19 protein-coding genes are annotated in these 17,371 nt (G+C 70.2%); 9 read left to right on the forward strand and 10 right to left on the reverse strand.

The annotated features are described in order from the left end of the window. Nucleotides 1-5: 5 nt before the first annotated feature. Entirely contained in the window at nt 6-383 is a 378-nt protein-coding gene (locus tag C4T78_RS14540; RefSeq protein WP_093344827.1) for a winged helix-turn-helix transcriptional regulator, read from the reverse strand. Nucleotides 384-505: 122 nt separating this feature from the next. On the opposite strand from C4T78_RS14540, the gene C4T78_RS14545 reads away from it, so the two are divergent. After that, a complete protein-coding gene (locus C4T78_RS14545; RefSeq protein ID WP_093344830.1) occupies nt 506-1,156 on the forward strand; it encodes an NADPH-dependent F420 reductase in 651 nt (216 codons plus the stop codon). A 100-nt stretch (nt 1,157-1,256) separates the two neighbouring features. On the opposite strand, the gene C4T78_RS14550 is transcribed toward C4T78_RS14545, so the two are convergent. Both C4T78_RS14550 and C4T78_RS14555 read right to left on the reverse strand, forming a co-directional pair. Further along, complete coding sequence (locus tag C4T78_RS14550) at nt 1,257-2,240, reverse strand: DUF4097 family beta strand repeat-containing protein (RefSeq protein ID WP_093344832.1); 984 nt, start codon at nt 2,238-2,240, stop codon at nt 1,257-1,259. A 15-nt stretch (nt 2,241-2,255) separates the two neighbouring features. After that, nucleotides 2,256-2,828, reverse strand: a complete 573-nt coding sequence (locus tag C4T78_RS14555; protein ID WP_093344835.1) for a toxin-antitoxin system HicB family antitoxin — start codon at nt 2,826-2,828, stop codon at nt 2,256-2,258. A 155-nt stretch (nt 2,829-2,983) separates the two neighbouring features. Between C4T78_RS14555 and thyX the strand changes: the two genes are divergently transcribed. The 6 genes from thyX to C4T78_RS14585 all read left to right on the forward strand — a co-directional run bounded on the left by thyX (nt 2,984) and on the right by C4T78_RS14585 (nt 9,321). After that, nucleotides 2,984-3,736 (forward strand): FAD-dependent thymidylate synthase, encoded by a 753-nt coding sequence (gene thyX, locus C4T78_RS14560; protein ID WP_093344838.1) that lies wholly within the window; start codon nt 2,984-2,986, stop codon nt 3,734-3,736. A gap of 174 nt (nt 3,737-3,910) precedes the next feature. Continuing rightward, entirely contained in the window at nt 3,911-5,377 is a 1,467-nt protein-coding gene (locus tag C4T78_RS14565) for a serine/threonine-protein kinase (protein ID WP_235862943.1), read from the forward strand. 36 nt (nt 5,378-5,413) lie between these two features. Further along, nucleotides 5,414-6,040 carry a TIGR03085 family metal-binding protein gene (locus C4T78_RS14570; RefSeq protein ID WP_093344844.1) on the forward strand — a complete coding sequence of 209 codons (627 nt, stop codon included), beginning with the start codon at nt 5,414-5,416 and terminating at the stop codon, nt 6,038-6,040. A 148-nt stretch (nt 6,041-6,188) separates the two neighbouring features. Further along, nucleotides 6,189-7,121 (forward strand): 4-hydroxy-tetrahydrodipicolinate synthase, encoded by a 933-nt coding sequence (gene dapA / locus C4T78_RS14575; protein WP_093344846.1) that lies wholly within the window; start codon nt 6,189-6,191, stop codon nt 7,119-7,121. Nucleotides 7,122-7,128: 7 nt separating this feature from the next. Then, on the forward strand, nt 7,129-8,853 hold the full coding sequence (locus C4T78_RS14580) for a ribonuclease J (RefSeq protein ID WP_093344849.1): 1,725 nt from the start codon (nt 7,129-7,131) through the stop codon (nt 8,851-8,853). Between the two features lie 228 nt (nt 8,854-9,081). Next, nucleotides 9,082-9,321 (forward strand): hypothetical protein, encoded by a 240-nt coding sequence (locus tag C4T78_RS14585; protein WP_218161408.1) that lies wholly within the window; start codon nt 9,082-9,084, stop codon nt 9,319-9,321. 72 nt (nt 9,322-9,393) lie between these two features. Here the strand turns inward: C4T78_RS14585 and C4T78_RS14590 are convergent, their stop codons facing one another. The 5 genes from C4T78_RS14590 to C4T78_RS14610 all read right to left on the reverse strand — a co-directional run bounded on the left by C4T78_RS14590 (nt 9,394) and on the right by C4T78_RS14610 (nt 13,562). Continuing rightward, the gene (locus C4T78_RS14590) at nt 9,394-10,218 is read right to left on the reverse strand and encodes an ESX secretion-associated protein EspG (RefSeq protein ID WP_093344851.1); all 825 of its coding nucleotides are present in this window, start codon (nt 10,216-10,218) and stop codon (nt 9,394-9,396) included. Between the two features lie 2 nt (nt 10,219-10,220). Next, nucleotides 10,221-11,507: a hypothetical protein gene (locus C4T78_RS14595; RefSeq protein ID WP_218161409.1), complete on the reverse strand. Its 1,287-nt coding sequence runs from the start codon at nt 11,505-11,507 to the stop codon at nt 10,221-10,223. Between the two features lie 33 nt (nt 11,508-11,540). Then, on the reverse strand, nt 11,541-12,104 hold the full coding sequence (locus tag C4T78_RS14600; RefSeq protein WP_093344853.1) for a DUF3558 domain-containing protein: 564 nt from the start codon (nt 12,102-12,104) through the stop codon (nt 11,541-11,543). 27 nt (nt 12,105-12,131) lie between these two features. Then, complete coding sequence (locus C4T78_RS14605; protein ID WP_143185706.1) at nt 12,132-12,458, reverse strand: hypothetical protein; 327 nt, start codon at nt 12,456-12,458, stop codon at nt 12,132-12,134. 243 nt (nt 12,459-12,701) lie between these two features. After that, the gene (locus tag C4T78_RS14610; RefSeq protein WP_093344858.1) at nt 12,702-13,562 is read right to left on the reverse strand and encodes a helix-turn-helix transcriptional regulator; all 861 of its coding nucleotides are present in this window, start codon (nt 13,560-13,562) and stop codon (nt 12,702-12,704) included. Nucleotides 13,563-13,648: 86 nt separating this feature from the next. Here C4T78_RS14610 and C4T78_RS14615 point away from each other — a divergent pair, with 86 nt between their 5' ends. Beyond that, nucleotides 13,649-14,407 (forward strand): SDR family oxidoreductase, encoded by a 759-nt coding sequence (locus tag C4T78_RS14615; protein WP_093344861.1) that lies wholly within the window; start codon nt 13,649-13,651, stop codon nt 14,405-14,407. A gap of 68 nt (nt 14,408-14,475) precedes the next feature. Beyond that, nucleotides 14,476-14,685: a tautomerase family protein gene (locus C4T78_RS14620; RefSeq protein WP_093344863.1), complete on the forward strand. Its 210-nt coding sequence runs from the start codon at nt 14,476-14,478 to the stop codon at nt 14,683-14,685. 59 nt (nt 14,686-14,744) lie between these two features. Here the strand turns inward: C4T78_RS14620 and C4T78_RS14625 are convergent, their stop codons facing one another. Further along, on the reverse strand, nt 14,745-16,316 hold the full coding sequence (locus C4T78_RS14625; RefSeq protein WP_093344867.1) for an alpha/beta hydrolase: 1,572 nt from the start codon (nt 16,314-16,316) through the stop codon (nt 14,745-14,747). 368 nt (nt 16,317-16,684) lie between these two features. Next, on the reverse strand, nt 16,685-17,332 hold the full coding sequence (locus tag C4T78_RS14630) for an HNH endonuclease family protein (protein ID WP_374703874.1): 648 nt from the start codon (nt 17,330-17,332) through the stop codon (nt 16,685-16,687). Nucleotides 17,333-17,371: the final 39 nt, after the last annotated feature.

Here is a 17,371-nt window from a genome sequence, read left to right on the forward strand (position 1 = left end):
GAGCATCAGCCGGTCCGAGCTCCTTCGGCGCGTTCCTGCGCCGCGACGACCTCGTCGCCGTACTCGGCCGCCCACGCGCCGAGCGCCTCGATCGGTTCGAGCAGGCTCTCGCCGAGCTCGGTCAGGTGGTACTCGACCCGTGGCGGTGCCTCCCGGTACGAGTTCCTGGTGACCAGGCCGTTCTGCTGGAGGCGGCGCAGCGTCTCGGCGAGCACCTTCGTGCGGATGCCACCTATCCGCCGCTGGAGCTCGACCGGGCGCAGCGGACCGTTGCGCAGGACCCAGACGACCACCGGGTTCCACGTGTTCGACAGCAGGTCGAACGCCAACCGCGCGCGGCAGTCGGCGATGAACCCGTCCTGCCCGGGGAACAGCTCGGTCATCGGTTTCTCCTCGCCCGTCGTGGTGTCATCCTCGCCCGCTCGAAAGCAACCGAGTGGTACCTGTTGCGCCGCTTAGGTTCGGCGGCGTCGAACTGACCGCTGGATGAGAGCGAGCAACTGCAATGCGGATCGGAATTCTGGGCACTGGCAACATGGCCGCCGCGCTCGGCGCGCAGTGGGCCTCCTCGGGCCATGAGTTGATGGTCGGCGGTCGACAACCCGCGAAGGCCGAGGCGCTCGCCCAGCACCTCGGACGGTCGGTGCGGGCCGGAACGTTCGCCGAGGCCGTTGAATTCGGGTCGGTCGTCCTGATCGCGGTCCTGTCCGGAGCGGTTCGGGAGGTGCTGTCCGCAGCGGGTGCCGAGTCCGGTTCGTTCCGCGACAAGGTGGTGGTCGACTGCAGCAACGCCGTCGACCCCGGCCGGTTCGTCCTCGACCTCCCGGCCGGTTCATCGATGGCGGAGCAGATCTCCGAACAGGCTGTCGGTGCGAAGGTGGTGAAGGCGTTCAACCTCTGCCACGAGTCGATCTGGCGCCTGACGCCACCCTCGTTCGACGGCCGACCGCTGCTCGTCCCGCTGTGCGGCGACGATGCGGGCGCGGTCGAGATCGTGCGCTCGCTGGTCACCGACATCGGCTGCGAGCCCGCCGACGGTGGCGGATTGGAACGTGCCCCGCTCCTGGAAGCGACCGCGGCGTTCGCGATCGGCCTGTGGGCCCGCGGAGTGGAAGCACAGGCGATGCTGCCACCTTTCGAGGCCGTCGACATGTGACCGGCCGAGGTGCGGAGCCGGTGGATCGTGCTGCACATCCGATCCACCGGCACCGCGCGGTGACCACCGCGCGCCGCTGCGGTCGAGCGTTGCGATTCCGTCAGGTCGCGGTCGTCAGCATGGCATCACCTGTCCCGGTCCGGCCGAAGACCCGCAGCTTCGGTTCCTCTTCCGGCGCTTCGTCGGACACCACCAGATCGCTGCTCGCGCTGCCGGTCGACGAGGTGAGGTCCACCTCCGCGGCGGTGCCGCGGTGGATCGAGACCTGCAGCTCGCCGGAGCCGGTGATCAGCTCGACCTGGCCCTCGGTCGCGTCCGCGACGGTCAGGTCACCGCTGCCCGAGCGCGCCAGCACGTCGGCCGACACCGTGCCGAACCAGACGTTCCCGCTGCCGGTGGCCACCGACGACGCCGCACCGAGCGAGCTGATCTCGATGTCGCCGCTGCCGCTGCGGGCGTGCACCCCGCCGGCCATCGTGCCGAGGCGGAGCTGGCCGGAACCGGACCGCACGGTGGCCCGGTCGGCAGCCTGCTCGACCGACGTGGTGCCCGAACCGGACTGGATGTTGACCCGCCCGGCGGGCCCGGCGACGCGGACCTCGCCGGAGCTGGTGTGCACCCCGACCTCCGAGTCCAGCGGGGCGCGCACCTTCACCGCGAGCGGGACGTTCCGCAGCGGCGAGGTCGCCGGGGTCCGGATGGCGAGCCGGCTGCCGGTCAGGTCGATCCGGGTCTGGCGAACCGCTTCGGCGACCGGCTCCTGCGACCCGGGGAAACCGCCGCCGGTGCGGATGCCGGCATCGCCGAACTGCTCGGTGACCCAGCTCAGCAGTCCGCTCAGCCCGCTGCGCCAGTCCGGTCCGGACGCCGCCGGATCGTGCCGGACCTCGACGTGGGTGACCGTCGTGTCCGCCAGCTCGACGGTGACCGGGCCGAGGCTGTTGCCGATGTCGATGCTGATCGGCCCGGCGGTGTCGAAGTCCTGGCTCCGCACCAGCTCGGCGAGCTTCTCCTCGGCGGCCGAGCGGTTCTCGTCATCCCGCGGCTCGTCCGGGTCGGGCGAGGGGATGTCGTTGTTCGTCATCGTTCGCACCGCCCCTCAGCCCTCTACCCAGCCGCGGATGCGCGAGCCGGGCTCGCCGCGCCAGTGGCCGCGCGGGCCGCCACCGGGCGGGCCCCACTGCCTGCCGCCGCGCCCGCGCCGCGGGTTGTCCCACGGCCCGCGCGGTCGTCCGGTGTGCAGCGCGCCTTGGACCGCCTGGGCGACCCAGGTGTTCAAGGACACGCCTTGGGTCGCGGCGGCCTGCTCGGCCTGCGACTTGATCTCTTCGAGCAACCGGAGCGTGATGCGGCTGATGTCACCGCTCTCACCGCTGGGCGGTGGCGGTGGCGGTGGTTCCTCCGTTTCCTCGTCGGCGGACGGTGCCTGGCCGGAGCCGCTGACCACCACCCGGACGTCGCGTCCGTCCAGCCGGATGTCGACGACCGGGCCGTCCAGCTGGGTCGTCACCTCCGCTGCCAGGTCGGAGAGGGCGTTCATGATGGCCAGCCGGGCGGCGGGCTCGATCGCGCCGGACAGCACGGCCGCGGTCTGCCGGGTCTGGTCGTCCCCGGCGGAAGCGGCGGAGCCGAGGTCCGAGCGAAGCTGGTCGATGTAGGGGTTCAGATCCATGACGCCATGGTGACATCGTCCGTGGCGTCACGCAATGACTCGATGGTGTCATCCGGTGTCACGGGGCCTCGGCGACTAGGCTCGGGCGGCACCCGGAGTAGTCGCGTGCGGCGGTCGTCGACCGCCGAGCGGAGCAAGGAAGGGGTCCGCCCGCAGTGACCGAGATCGTGCGGCCGAAGGTCCAGCTCGTCGGCAAGACCGAGTTCCTCCCGCCGGAGGACGTGGCCTGGTCGACCGACGCCGACGGCGGGCAGGCGCTGGCCGAGTTCGCCGGCCGGGCGTGCTACCAGTCCTGGGGCAAGCCGAACCCGGCCACCGCCACCAACGCCGGCTACCTGCGGCACATCCTGGAGGTCGGCCACCTGTCGGTGCTGGAGCACGGCTCGGTGTCGTTCTACCTCTCCGGCCTGTCCCGCTCGCTGACCCACGAGCTGATCCGCCACCGCCACTTCTCCTACTCGCAGCTCTCGCAGCGCTACGTCCCGGAGCACGACGCCGCGGTGGTCGAGCCGGAGGTCATCGCCAACGACCCGGAGCTGCACGAGAAGTTCGTCCGGGCGACCGAGGCCGGCGTGGCCGCCTACACCGAGCTGCTGGCCGCGCTGGAGGAGAAGTTCGCCGACGAGCCGAAGGCGACGCTGCGGCGCAAGCAGGCCCGGCAGGCCGCCCGCGCGGTGCTGCCCAACGCCATCGAGACGCGCATCGTGGTCACCGGCAACTACCGGGCCTGGCGGCACTTCATCGCGATGCGCGCCTCCGAGCACGCCGACGTCGAGATCCGCGCGCTGGCCGTCGAGTGCCTGCGGCAGCTGCAGAAGGCCGCGCCGAACGTGTTCAGCGACTTCGAGATCACCGCGCTGCGGGACGGCACCGAGGTCGCCTCCAGCCCGCTCGTGTCCGAGGGCTGACTCCCGCACCAGTGGGCTCGGCGAGGAAGAACGGCTGCGCGCGCGGGTGAGCGTCGTGAGCCGGATCTCGGGTTCGATGGGAACTTCTCCCGATTCGGCGCAGTCCAAGTGAGCACGTCGTTCATCTGATTGGATGAACGCCGAGGTGCAGGTCATTGCGCTTCGTGGTCGCACTTGAGTACGGGTGGAGGCATCGCCGTGGTGGAGCAGGTCGGGTCGGGTGCGCAGACCAGGCTGATCGGCGGTCGGTACCAGGTCATCCAGGAGCTCGGCCGCGGCGGCATGGGCATCGTCTGGCGGGCCTGGGACCAGGTGATCGGCCGCGAGGTCGCGATCAAGGAGCTGCACCTGCCCGACGGGGTGCCCCCGGCCGAGCGGCAGGTCTACGAGGAGCGGGTGCTCCGCGAGGCGCGCACGGCCGGCCGGCTCAACGATCCCGCGGTGGTCACCGTGCACGACGTGCTCGCCGAGGCGGGCACCACCTACATCGTGATGGAGCTGGTGCAGGCGGTCACGCTCAACCAGTACGTCGCCCAGCACGGACCGCTGCGCCCCGAGCAAGCCGCCGACCTGGCCCGCCAGGTGGTCTCCGCGCTGGAGAGCGCGCACGCGGCGGGCATCGTGCACCGCGACGTCAAGCCCAGCAACATCATGGTCGCCGACGGCCGCGTCAAGCTCGCCGACTTCGGCATCGCCCAGACCCTCGACGACCCGCGGCTGACCACCAGCGGCGCGATCATCGGCTCGCCGTCGTTCATGGCGCCGGAGCGGCTGCAGGGCGCGGACGCGAGTCCGGCCAGCGACCTGTGGTCCCTGGGCGCGACGCTGTTCTTCGCCGTCGAGGGCTGGATGCCCTTCGAGCGCCAGACCACGGCGGCCACCCTGAACGCGGTGCTGAACGAACCGCCGCAGCTCTCCCGCCCGCACGGCGTCGTCGGCTCGGTGATCACCGGCCTGCTGATCAACGACCCGCGTGCGCGGTTCACCGGCCCCCAGGTCAGGGCGCTGCTGGACAGCGTGCCCGCCAACGGCGCGCCCGAGAGCACCAGGCCGGGAACCCGCGTCGCGTCGGTGTCGCAGTCGAAGGGCAGGCTGCGGCCGTGGCTGATCGCCAGCGGCGTCACCGCGCTGGTGCTGTTCGCGGCCGGGCTGCTGGTCGGGCGGTTCGCGCTGGTCGGCAACAGCGACCCGATCGCGATGGAGCCGACGCTGACCTACGGCAAGGGCGGCGACATCGAGATGATCAGCCTCGACGACGAGAAGTGCGGCGTCGGCAAGATCGCGGCCCAGGCCCAGCTCACCGAGGGCGTGTCGTGCTCGGAACCGCACGACTTCGAGCTGGTCACCGAGTCCACGCCGTTCAGCTCCAGCGACGACGACCTGCGCTACCCGGGCGAGGAAGCGCTGGCCCGCTACGGCGAGGGCTACTGCTCGATCTACTTCGACTCGGACAAGATCCTCGCGCCGGGCAAGCAGACCGCGCTGCGCTTCGTGGCGCTGATCCCGTCCGAGCAGACCTGGACGGACCTGGCCGACAGCAGCGCGTCCAGCAGCAGCGGCCCGAGCCCGGCCGACCAGTCCGTCTACTGCGCGGTGTTCAGCGCCAACGGCGACAAGCTGCAGACCTCCGTCACCCGATGATCGAAAGCCCGCGGCGGCAGGCACTAAGGTGGGCACATGGGTGTGGCCAGCGATGAACGTCAGCAGTTGTGCGATCTCCTCGAGCAGCTCGGCCCGGACGCGCCGACGCTGTGCGAGGGGTGGACGACGCGGGACCTCGCCGTGCACCTGGTGGTGCGCGAGCGCCGTCCGGACGCGCTGGCCGGAAAGCTGCTGAAGTCGCTGGCCGAGCGCAGCGGGCGGATCGAGGACGAGCTGCGCGCGCTGCCGTGGCCCGAGCTGGTCGACCGGGTGCGGCAGGGGCCGCCGAAGTGGAACCCGATGGGCCTGGCGGGCGTGGACGAGGCCGTCAACGCCGCTGAGTTCTACGTGCACCACGAGGACGTCCGGCGCGCCCAGCCGGACTGGCAGCCGCGGCCGTCGGACCCGGCCCGCGAGGACGCGCTGTGGAAGTCGTTGAGCCGGGTGGCGCGCGTGTTCTACGGGCGCAGCCCGGTGGGCGTGGTGCTGCGCCGCCCGGACGGCACCGAGATCGCGGCCAAGAGCGGGCCGCGCACGGTCCGGATCAGCGGCGAGCCGAGCGAGCTGCTCCTGCACGCGTTCAGCCGACGTGCTGCGAAGGTCACGTTCGACGGCAACGAGGCGGATGTGCTCGCAGTCGAGGACCTGCGCCGCTCGTTCTGACCCGAGCGCCGGAAACTCCGCAGCAACAGGCCTGCTCAGCCGGAAGATGCACGGCTGGGAACGGGTGCGGGACTCGGGGTTTCCGGAATGTTCGGTGACCCCGGTCCGGGCGCTCTGAACAGGGAAGTCACCAGGTAGCGTCAGGGCCATGACCGCCTGCCCCACTGCGATTCCGGGCCGCCCGTTCGGCCGCGTCCTGACCGCGATGGTCACGCCGTTCGACGAGGACGGGAAGCTCGACCTCAAACTCGCCCAGGAACTGGCGACGTACCTGGTGGACAGCGTCGGCAACGACGGGTTGGTCGTCAACGGCACCACCGGTGAGAGCCCCACGACCAGCGACCACGAGAAGGCGCAGCTGCTGCGCGCCGTGGTCGAGGCGGTGGGGGACCGCGCGACCGTCGTGGCCGGTGCGGGCACCAACAACACCGAGCACTCCGTCGAGCTGGCCCGCGCCGCGGAGCACGCCGGTGCGCACGGCCTGCTGGTGGTCACGCCGTACTACTCCCGGCCGCCGCAGGAGGGCCTGTTCCAGCACTTCTGGACGGTCGCCGACGCCACCGAGCTGCCCGTGATGCTCTACGACATCCCGCCGCGCTCGGTCGTGCCGATCCAGGTCGACACCCTCAAGCGGCTCGCCGAGCACCCGCGGATCAAGGCGGTCAAGGACTCCAAGCACGACCTGCTGGCGGGCAGCGAGGTCCTGGCCTCCACCGACCTCGCGTACTACTCCGGCGAGGACCCGCTGAACCTGCCGTGGCTGTCGGTCGGCGCGGTCGGTTTCGTCAGCGTGATCGGGCACGTCGTGGGCGACCGGCTGCGCTCGATGCTGGACGCCTACGAGGCCGGTGACATCAACGGCGCCCGGGAGATCCACAACGGACTGCTGCCGGTGTACCGGTCGATGAACTTCGTCGGCGGCGTCATCTTCTCGAAGACCGCGCTGCGGCTGTGCGGCTACGAGACGGGGCAGCCGCGGCTGCCGCTGCCGGCCGCTACCGAGGAGCAGGTGCGATTGATCACCAGCGACCTGTGGGATGCTGGCCTGGTATTGGTCAATCCGGACGCCGCACAGAGGTGAACCAGCGTTGAGCGCAAAGGCGACAGCCACCGAGTACCACCCGGTGACGCCGATTTCTTCGGCTCCACCATCCCCGTTGGCCGAGGGTGGGCTGCGAGTCGTTGCGCTCGGCGGCATCGGCGAGGTCGGCCGCAACATGACCGTCTTCGAGTACGGCGGCCGGCTGCTGATCGTCGACTGCGGCGTGCTGTTCCCCGAGGACGACGCACCCGGCGTGGACCTGATCCTGCCGGACTTCGGGGCGATCGAGAACCGGCTCGAGGACATCGACGCGCTGGTGCTCACGCACGGCCACGAGGACCACATCGGCGCGGTGCCGTTCTTGCTGCGGCTGCGCCCGGACCTGCCGGTGGTGGGCTCGAAGTTCACTCTCGCGCTGCTGGCGGCGAAGTGCCGCGAGCACCGGCTGAGCCCGGTGCTGGTGGAGGTCGCCGAGGGCCAGCGCAGCCAGCACGGCTCCTTCGACCTGGAGTTCTTCGCGGTCAACCACTCCATCCCGGACGCGCTCGCGGTGGCCATCCGCACGCCGGCCGGGGTGGCGCTGCACACCGGTGACATCAAGCTGGACCAGCTGCCGCTGGACGGCCGGCTGACCGACCTGGCCGGGTTCTCCCGGCTCGGCGACGAGGGCGTGGACCTGTTCCTGGTCGACTCCACGAACGCCGAGGTGCCCGGGTTCGTCACGCCGGAGCGCGAGATCGGGCCGGTGCTGGACCGGGTGATCGGCAAGGCCACCCAGCGGGTGATCGTGGCCTGCTTCGCCAGCCACGTGCACCGCGTGCAGCAGGTGCTGGACGTCGCCGAGGCGCACGGCCGCAAGGTCTGCTTCGTCGGGCGCTCGATGGTCCGCAACATGGGCATCGCGGCGGACCTGGGCATGCTGAACGTGCCGGACGGCCTGCTGGTCGACCTATCTGATGCGCTGGAGATGCCCGAGCACGAGGTCGCGTTCGTCTCGACCGGTTCGCAGGGCGAGCCGCTGTCCGCGCTGTCCCGCATGGCGCGCGGGGAGCACAAGCAGATCAGCATCCGCGCCGGTGACACGGTGGTGCTGGCCAGCTCGCTGATCCCCGGCAACGAGACCGCGGTGTTCGGCGTGGTCAACGGCCTGGTGCGGTTGGGCGCACAGGTGGTGCACCAGGGACACGCGAAGGTGCACGTTTCCGGGCACGCCTCGGCCGGTGAGCTGCTGTACCTCTACAACGCGGTGCGGCCGAGCAACGTGATGCCGGTGCACGGCGAGTGGCGCCACCTGCGGGCGAACGCCGAGCTCGCCCGGCTGACCGGCGTGCCCGCGGACCGCGTGGTGATCGCCGAGGACGGTGTCGTGGTCGACCTGCTCGACGGGATCGCCAGCATCGCCGGGCGGGTGGAGGTCGGGCACGTCTACGTCGACGGGCTGTCCGTCGGCGACGTGGGCGAGTCGACGCTGTCCGACCGCCTGGTGCTGGGCGAGGGCGGGTTCATCGCGATCACGGTCGCGGTGGAGGCCGCGACGGGCCGCGCGGTGTCGTCGCCGACGATCTCCGGCCGGGGCTTCTCCGACGACCCGAAGGCGCTGGACGACGTGGTGCCGCTGGTGGAGATGGAGCTGGCCCGCACCGAGGCGGAGGGCATCACCGACACCCACCGGATCGCGCAGGCGGTGCGCCGGGTGGTCGGCCGCTGGGTGGCGGAGAAGTACCGCCGCCGCCCGATGATCGTGCCGAACGTCCTCCCGGTCGGCGCCTGATTCGCTCACCCGTCCGAGGGGTGATTTCGGTTCGTTGATCCCAATTCTCCGATTACTCCGCGTTGTGTGGATCGCCACCGGGTGGTCTGCGATCCACTTTGGAGGGACACGACAGGCCGCGGTGGAGATCGGCTGCCAGGGTGGATGACGCCGGTGCGGGAGGTACCCACCCCGACGTGGGACCAGCGGACCGGCGGAACCACCAAATCGGAGGATTGGGGTCTTCAGGTGCGTACTTCGACTCGGCTTCTCGGTGCTGCGGCCGCAACGGCTGCCCTGCTGGCGATCGGTTCCCCGGCCTTCGCCGACAGCTACGACAACGACGGGATCAACCTGCTGAACGACAACAACGTCAGCCTCCTGCCGATCCAGCTGTGCGGCAACAACGTGGGCGTCCTGGCGCTGGTCGCGCCGATCGGCTCGCCGCAGGTGAACTACTGCGTCAACGCCCCGATCTGGGAAGGCTGACAGCAACCTCACGCACGCCAGAAGGGCCGACCTCCACCGGAGGCCGGCCCTTCTGCTGCACCTGGAACCGCGTCAGATCCTCGCGGCCGGCCTGGTCAGCACCTTGATCATCTCCTCGATGGAGGAGATGAGCTTCCGGCTGTCGGCGGGAGCGAGCGTGTACCACTCGCGGCCGTCGCGGCCCGGTTTGCGCTGGGCCAGGAAGCAGCCCGCTTCGGTGGCGAAGAACTGGACGTTGAACGGCAGCGTGTGCATCCGGCGTACCTTCTGGTCGTAGGCGCGGACGGTGAACAGCCCTTCCAGGGTCCGCTTCGCGGAGAAGGCCTGCACGAGGGTCTTCGCGTCGTTGCCGCGAATCCCGTTGGCGGACAACGCCGAACCGAAGGTTCCCTCGCCGCTGCTCATGCGCTTGCCCGCCCGGTCCAGCTGCTCGTAGGGCACCGAGACCGAAACGCCCTCGCCCGCGGTGATCCGGCCGAGCAGGTTCACCGCGTTGCCGGCCGGGCCGCCGTGCTCGTGGCGCTTGATGCGGATGTCCCGCAGCGCGTTCTGCGCGTCGCCGTCGGCCTGGTAGGCCTGGATCGTGCTGCGACCGTGCTCCACCAGCACCGCGTTGAAGCTCTCGCCCTCCCGGGAGTTGACGGCGACCCCGACCGCCAGCGGCGGCCGCGCCAGCAGCTGGATGGCGTCCTCCAGGAACGGGTGGAGATCACCGCCGTCGAGCAGGCCCTGCTGGGCCAGCTGCTGCCGCCCGCGTTCGGCCGCCGCGCGACGGTCGTCGTCGGTGGCCTCCACCGGCAGCCAGCCGACCCGCAGCAGCGGGTGCAGCTGCAGGTCGAACTCGGTGCAGAGGTAGGTAGCGGCGGTGGGGGAGAGGCTGAGTTCGCGCCCCGCCACGATCACCGTCCCCCGTTGGGCATGTCGCCGAAGACCGGCGGCGCGACCTTGTCCATGTCGTTGGTGAAGACGTCGTCCTGCTCCTGCAGCCAGCCGGGACGCTCGTGCTCCTGGTCCTCCTCGCCCTGCTTGCCGCGCGCGGCTCCGCCAGCGCCGCCCATGCCACCGGCGGCACCGCGCCCGCCGGCACCCGCTGCGCCGGGGCCGTTGGCGCCTGAGCCGGAGCCCATGCCCCCGCCGAGGCTGCCCGCGCCCGCGCGCCCACCGGCGCCGAGCTGGTTGCCACCACCGGCACCGACGCCACCCCCGCGCGGCATGCCGCCGCCGGGCCCACCGCCCGGGCCGCGTCCGCTGCCGGGGCCGCCGTTAGGCGACGGAGCCCAGCGGCCGTTGTAGGGGTTCTGCCGTTCCCACGCACCGGTCTGCGGGTTCTGCCGGTAGAGCGTTCCGTCCGGCCCGCGAACGACCCCGGGCGGAAGCCCCGGCCCCTGCCCCTGTCCGGGAGTCGGCGTCGCCCACACCGGCGAGGTGCCGGCCGGAGGAGCGGAAGGAGTGGGGGAGTAGGACGGCGTCGGGCTCGGCACCGAAGCCCACGAAGAAGAAGTGCCCGCCGGAGCCGAGGTGATCCCGCTGCCGCTGGTGTAGCCGGACGGGGTGTTCGAGTAACCGCTGGGCGTGCTCGGGTACGGAGTGGAGTTCTGCGGCGGCGGAGGCGGCGGCTGGTCAGCGGGCTTGAACTCCGGCATCTGAGCGATGGCGGCTTCGGTCTGCGCCCGGTACTGCGTCATGGCGTCGGTCGCCTGCTGATTGGTCTCGGCGAAGGCTTCCTGGCGCTCTTCGTAGTCGCTCATCCAGCCGGTGATCGGGTTGGAATCCAGACCCCAGTCCTCGACCCACCCCTTCTGCGGCGGATCGAGGACGGCCTCCTTGCCGCTGGGCAGCGTCTCCCCCTGGGCGGGCAACGAGGTGAAGGTGTGCCGCTGGTTGTCGTCCTGCATCTGGACCGCGCTGCGAATGCCCTGCGAGGTGTTGGCGGCCGCCTCGGCGAGCGGCATCACCTCGGCGATCGAGGCGTTGGCGGCGTCGGCGGCCTTGCCCTGGTGCGCGGTCTCCGCCTTGCGCAGCGCAGTCTCGACGTCACCTACGAGGCCCTGAAAGTCATCGGCGACTTCACCCCACTGCTCCGCCCCGTTTCCCGTCGGCGAGGGCAGCGCTGAAGCGTCAGGAGCCCCGCCCATCTGGGTCCGGTACTCCTTGGCCGCGCTCAGGTAGCACGGCTCCATACTCAAGCTCGGTGTCGTCACTTCTTTCCCCCAATATCGCTATTTCGCCGAAGGAAGGGCAGGCACAGCGGCTTCGAGAGCCTGCTGCGCAAGACCACATGCGTCCTTGGACTTGTCGGAAAAATATGTCTGCGAGCTCAGGATCTCGTTTTCCTTGGTGGCAAGGAAGATGTCGCAGGTTCCCTGTGTCTTGGGATCGTTCCGGTTCGCGCGAACAGCCGGGTGGCCCGCGATGGTGAGTTCTGCAAAGTCTGCGAACTGCGTCCGATTGTCCAGATAGGACGAAAGCGGGCGATCGGGGAGCACTGCCAAACCCAGGCTTTCGCTCTGATCGGCGGAGTACCAGCCGCAGGCCCGGCGCGAATCGTCCGACTCGTCATCCCCTGGGAGTTCGAGCCCGAAGCCTGTTGCCGCATCCGGTGGGAGCAGGTCGCAGGGCGGGACTGTGGCGGCGTCCTTGGGATTGCTGATCTGCGTACCGGACGCGGGTGGGGTGCTCTGCGATGGCTGTTCTCCACCGGGCTCCGGTGTCTGGGTTCCGCACGCCGCCAGCAGGACGGCCATGACCAGGCTTGCGCCGAGAACGGCACCGCGTTTCAACACGTCACTCCTCGCGATCAACAAAGATTCTCACGCCTGCGGGGCGGTACGGCGCTGGTCAACGCTTGCGGCGTCGTCCAGCGACTCGTACTCCTTGAGCGTCTCCTCATACCCCTGGATCTTCGCATCAAGTTTGTCGGCAAGAGCTGTGGCGAAGGCTTCCAGCGATCCGGCGTCGCCGACGGCCCGTTGCTTGACTGCTTCCTTGAACATCTGCGTGGCCCGGTCGCCAGCGGTGAGCTCGCCAGCGTCGATGCTTGCGGCCTTTCGCCGAAGTGCCACTACGCGTTTCTGTGCCGCCTTCAAATCCGCGATCGCTTCGCGCAGTGAGTCTGGGTCTACCCGGAATCCGGTCATGTGAATGTCCCCCTTCTCATGACGCTCTCTGGTTGCTGATCCATTTTGTGTGATCACCGCGCGTGACCACAGCAGGTTGACTCGGTCGACACTATGGCGCTGATCACCATATCGAGGCTGCTGAGTCGGCCAGCCGTTCACCTGAACGTCGCAGTGCGTGACTAGGGGTGTCGTGAACGCGAACGGCGCTGCCTCCCGCGAGTCAGCCCCGTTCTCAGCGCCCAACAGCCGTTCGCGGTGGTTTCAGTCCCCGTGGTCGGTGAGTCGCTGGGTGGCGATGACGGCGAGGAGATCCAGTTTGTCGGCGCTGTCCGTGCCTACCGCGGGGGTGAACCAGAGGAGTCGTTGGCGGCCGTCTTCGCTGAACAGGTGCAGGCAGTTGACGTCGAGGACTCCCAGGGCGGGGTGGACGAGGCGCTTTCGGTCGTTGCGGCGGAATGCCACGTCGTGCTCGGCCCAGAGTTCGGCGAATTCGGGAGAGCGGTGGAGCAGCGTTGCGATCAGCGAGCTCGCTTCGGTGTCGCGGGCGTCCCGGCGCGCTGCTGCGGCCCGCAGGTCGGCGGCCAACGCCCGGGATTGCGTCGGGTGGTCCTCCTCGGGGTAGATCCGCCGTGCTTCGGGGTCGGTGAACCACCGGTGGATGAAGCTCGCTTCCTGGCCGTGGAAGCCCGATTGGTCGCCGAGCAGGGCGACGGCGAGCGGGTTCTGCACGAGAGTGGCGTGCAGATCGGTGATGACCTGGGCTGGCGTCGAGGTCAGCCGGGTGAGCAGGTCGAGCATGCCGGGGTGGACGTGCGAGGAGAGGCCGCCCTGCACCGGGACCGGGCGATCGGCGAGGTGGTAGAGGTGATCGCGCTCGTCGGCGGTCAGCCGCAGGGCCCGTGCGAGGGCCGCGAGCATCTGCTCGGACGGTTGGGAGCCGGCGCCGCGTTCCAGCTCGTTGTAGTAGTCCACCGACGCGCCCGCGAGCTGGGCCACCTCGTCGCGGCGCAGCCCGGGCACGCGGCGCCGCGGGCCGCGGACGAGCCCCACCTCCTCGGGGCGGATGCGCTCGCGCCGGGATCGGAGGAACGCGCCCAGCTCGGTGTGCTTCGCGGACTTCACGACCACCAGTCTGGGACAGCTGGGGCAGCCGGCACAGGGGACGCCATCCCCTGGTACCGCCCGCAGGTGCCCCGCACCGTGGAGGCATGACTTCCACCGACACCACCAGTGCGGCGGTCGGCCGGGTCGCGGTCGTCACCGGGGGCTCGCGCGGCATCGGCCGGGCCGTGTCCCACCGGCTCAGCTCCGGCGGCTGGGCCGTCGTCGTCAACTACGCCACCGACGCCGCTGCCGCGGAGGAGACGGTGGCCGCTCTCACCACCGCCGGTGGCACGGCGCTCGCGGTCCAGGCCGACGTCGCCGACGAGAACGCCGTCGCAGCGCTCTTCGACCGGACGGAGGCGGCGTTCGGGGGCGTGGACGTCGTCGTGAACGCTGCGGGGCGCTTGGCGCTCTCGCCCATCGCCGAACTCGACCTGAACGTCCTCGACCAGCTGCACCGGACCAATGTCCGCGGAGCTTTCGTCGTCGCCCAGCTGGCCGCGCAGCGCCTGCGCGCAGGCGGTTCCCTCGTGTGCTTCTCCAGTTCCGTCGTCGGCACGCAGTTCCCCGACTATGGCGCGTACGCCGCCAGCAAGGGCGCGATCGAGGCGATGACCCTGATCCTGGCGCGCGAGCTGCGCGGGCGCGACATCACCGTGAACACCGTCGCCCCGGGCCCGACCGCAACCGAGCTCTTCCTCGAGGGCAAGACGGAGGAGCAGGTCGAGTCGCTGGCCAAGGCACCGCCGCTGGAGCGCCTGGGCACCCCGGAGGACATCGCCGCTGTCGTCGCGTTCCTGACCAGCGCCGAGGGCCGCTGGGTCAACGGCCAGATCCTGCGCGCGAACGGCGGCATGGTGTGACGCCCGGCTCTGTTCCGACGCAGCGGCCCGCCGAACCGCTCACCCAACACAACCCCAGGAGGAAACCCGTGCCATTCGCGCACTTCAAGGTCCCCGCCGACACCATCACCGCGGCGGACAAGAAGAAGATCATCGAACGCACCACCGACCTGTACGCCGAGATCTACGGGGAGCGGGCGCGGCCGACCACGGTCGTTGTCGTCGACGAGGTCGTTGACGGTGGTTGGGGCGTGGCCGGCAACGTCCTGACCGCCGCCATGCTCAACGGCGACGCCTGATCGCCACGTGCGACGGCCCGGCACCGTGGTGCCGGGCCGTCGCGTAGCGGGAACCCGCGTCAGCGCCAGTTGGCCTGGAGGGCCTCCTGGAGGAATTCCGGTTGCTGCGGGCGCTTGCTGAACAGGGTGTTCGCGCCCTCCGGGGTGGGCTGGGGGAGGGGCTCGCACGTCGTGTCCGGGCCTTCACCGGGCTTGCGCGGCGGAAGCTCGCCCGTGCGGAGGTAGTCCGCGATCTGGTCGTCGAGGCAGGTGTTTCCGCTCAGGGAGCCGGAGTGGGTCGTGCCGCCGGGGAGGCTGATCAGGCTCGCTCCGGGGAAGCGCTCGCGGGCTTCCAGGGCTCCCGGGAACGGGGTTGCCGCGTCCAGCTCTTCGCTGATCAGGAGCGCGCTCTCGACGCCGCTGCCGTCCACCTCGACCGGCTTGCCCGGCTTCGCCGGCCAGAACAGGCACGGGGCGTTGTACCAGGCGTTGGCCCAGGTCTCGAACGGCGCCTTCTCGTGGGTCTCCCAGTTGTCCTTGCGCCACTTCGGCCAGCTCTGCGGCCACTTCACGTCCGTGCACTGCACCGACAGGTAGACCGCGTAGCCGTTGTCGTCGCCCGGCGGGTTCGCGCTGTCGTAGATCTTCTTCAGCGTTTCCCAGTCGCCGTCGTGGACCCAGCCCGCGAACGCCTTGGCGCGGCTGTCCCACGCCGACTGCGAGTAGCCCGCGGTCAGGAACAGGTCGGTCCACTCGTCGGGGCCGATCACGCCGCCCGCCGGTTGCGCGTCCAGCGCGGCTTGCTGCTCGTAGTAGAGCTTCTCGACCTCCGCGCCGGTGGTGCCCAGGTGGAAGGTCGCGTCGTGCTGGGCGATCCAGTCGAAGAAGATCTTGATGTTGCGGTCGAAGGCCACGTCCTGGTTCAGGTTGGCCTGGTACCAGACGTCTTCGACGTCGACCACGCCGTCCATCACCACCCGGCGCATCCGCTCCGGGTGCAGGGTGCCGTAGACCTGGCCGAGGTAGGTGCCGTAGGAGAAGCCGTAGTAGTTGATCTGCTCGGCGCCCAGCGCCTTGCGGATGCTGTCCATGTCCTCGACGACGTCGGTGGTCTTGATGTGGTCGAGGAGCTTGCCGGTGTTGCCGCAAGCGCGGGCGTAGCCCTCCGAGCGGTCGAGCCAGGTCTGCTCCAGCTCCGGCGTCGTGGGCAGGTAGTGCGGACGGTCGTAGGAGAAGTAGCCCGGGTCGCAGGAGATCGCGGGTTCGCTGGCACCGACACCGCGCGGGTCGAAGCCGATCCAGTCGTAGGCCGCGCCCGCGTTCTTGGGCACGTACGCGCCGAGCGCGGACAGCCCGAGCCCGGAACCGCCCGGCCCGCCCGGGTTGACCAGCATGACGCCCTGGTACTGGTCCTCGGGCACGGTGTGCTTGACCCGGGAGACCGCCAGCGAGATCTGCTCACCCGCCGGGTCGGCGTAGTCCAGCGGTACCTGCACCGTCCCGCACTCCGCACCGGCCTTCTGCAGTCCTTCGTCGGAGCACGGGCCCCACTGGACCGGTGCCGGGTCGAACTCCGGTGCCGCGCTCGCGATCGCCGGTGACAGGCTCGCCAGGAGCCCGGCCGCGATCCCGGCGGTGACGACTTTTCGCACGATTGCCCCCGTCCGTCCGGTTGCGCCCACCGACCAGGTGAGCAATGTGGACAGTAAACGCGATGCCGCGCCCAGGCCCCGCCGTTGGCGAGAATTGCTCTGTCCGGGCGACTTCCGCCCGGAGAGGCCCTGATCAGGGTCCGTTTCCGCTGCTCAGTGCCCGTGAGCGTTTTGGGGCGCCATAGCACCCCAAACCACTCACGGACCCCTACCAGCAGAAACGGACCACATCGAGGTTTCGAGGCTCACCCGGCCGCATCTCAGGGGGCTGTGACGCGGCCCAGCCGCGAGAAACCCCGAAAGCGCGGGATCACCGCCAAAGCGCGACCACCGCTGAAAATCGCGGAGAGGCGGATCAGTGGGGCGGGCTAGTACGAGCAGGTGTTGAGCATCGTCTGCAGGGCCGACTTCTCGGCGCTCTGCAGGGTGAGCTGCCAGCGGTGCTTGGTGTGGATCCAGAACTTCGCGTAGCCGCAGTGCGCGCTGGTGCGCGGGGGCTTCCAGGACGCCGGGTCGCGGTCGCCCTTGGTGCTGTTGATCTCGGTGGTCACCGCGATCAGCTGCGGGCCGTCGAGATCGTTGGCGAACGCTTCGCGCTTGGCGGTGCTCCAGCCGCTGGCGCCGGAGCGCCAGGCCTCCGCCAACGGGACGATGTGGTCGATGCTGATCTCCGACGGCGAGGTCCTGGTGACGCCGTCGAAGTAGCTGTACCAGCTGCCGGAGGTGGGGTAGCAGTCCGAGCCGACCTCGACGTTGTCGCCGTCGCGCTTGAGCACCTGCTCGCGGGTGCTGCAGGTGCCCGAGACGGTCTTCCAGTGCGGGAACTTCTCCCGGGAGTAGCCGGTCATGGAGCCCTCGGTGCGCACGGTCAGCCCGTTGAGCTCGGACTGGACCTCGGCCTTGCTGGGCACGTCGGGCGGGAAGGCGAGGGCGGTCGGGGCCCCGGCGACGGTGAACGCCAGGACAGCGGTGAGGACGAGCGGGAGGAGGAGCGCGAGTCTGCGTGACGATCGCACGGGCGTGCCTTCCGATCAGGAGAAAGCGGACATAACACG

The sequence above is a fragment of the Saccharopolyspora kobensis genome (genome assembly GCF_900108315.1).
Taxonomy (GTDB): Bacteria; Actinomycetota; Actinomycetes; order Mycobacteriales; family Pseudonocardiaceae; genus Saccharopolyspora; species Saccharopolyspora kobensis.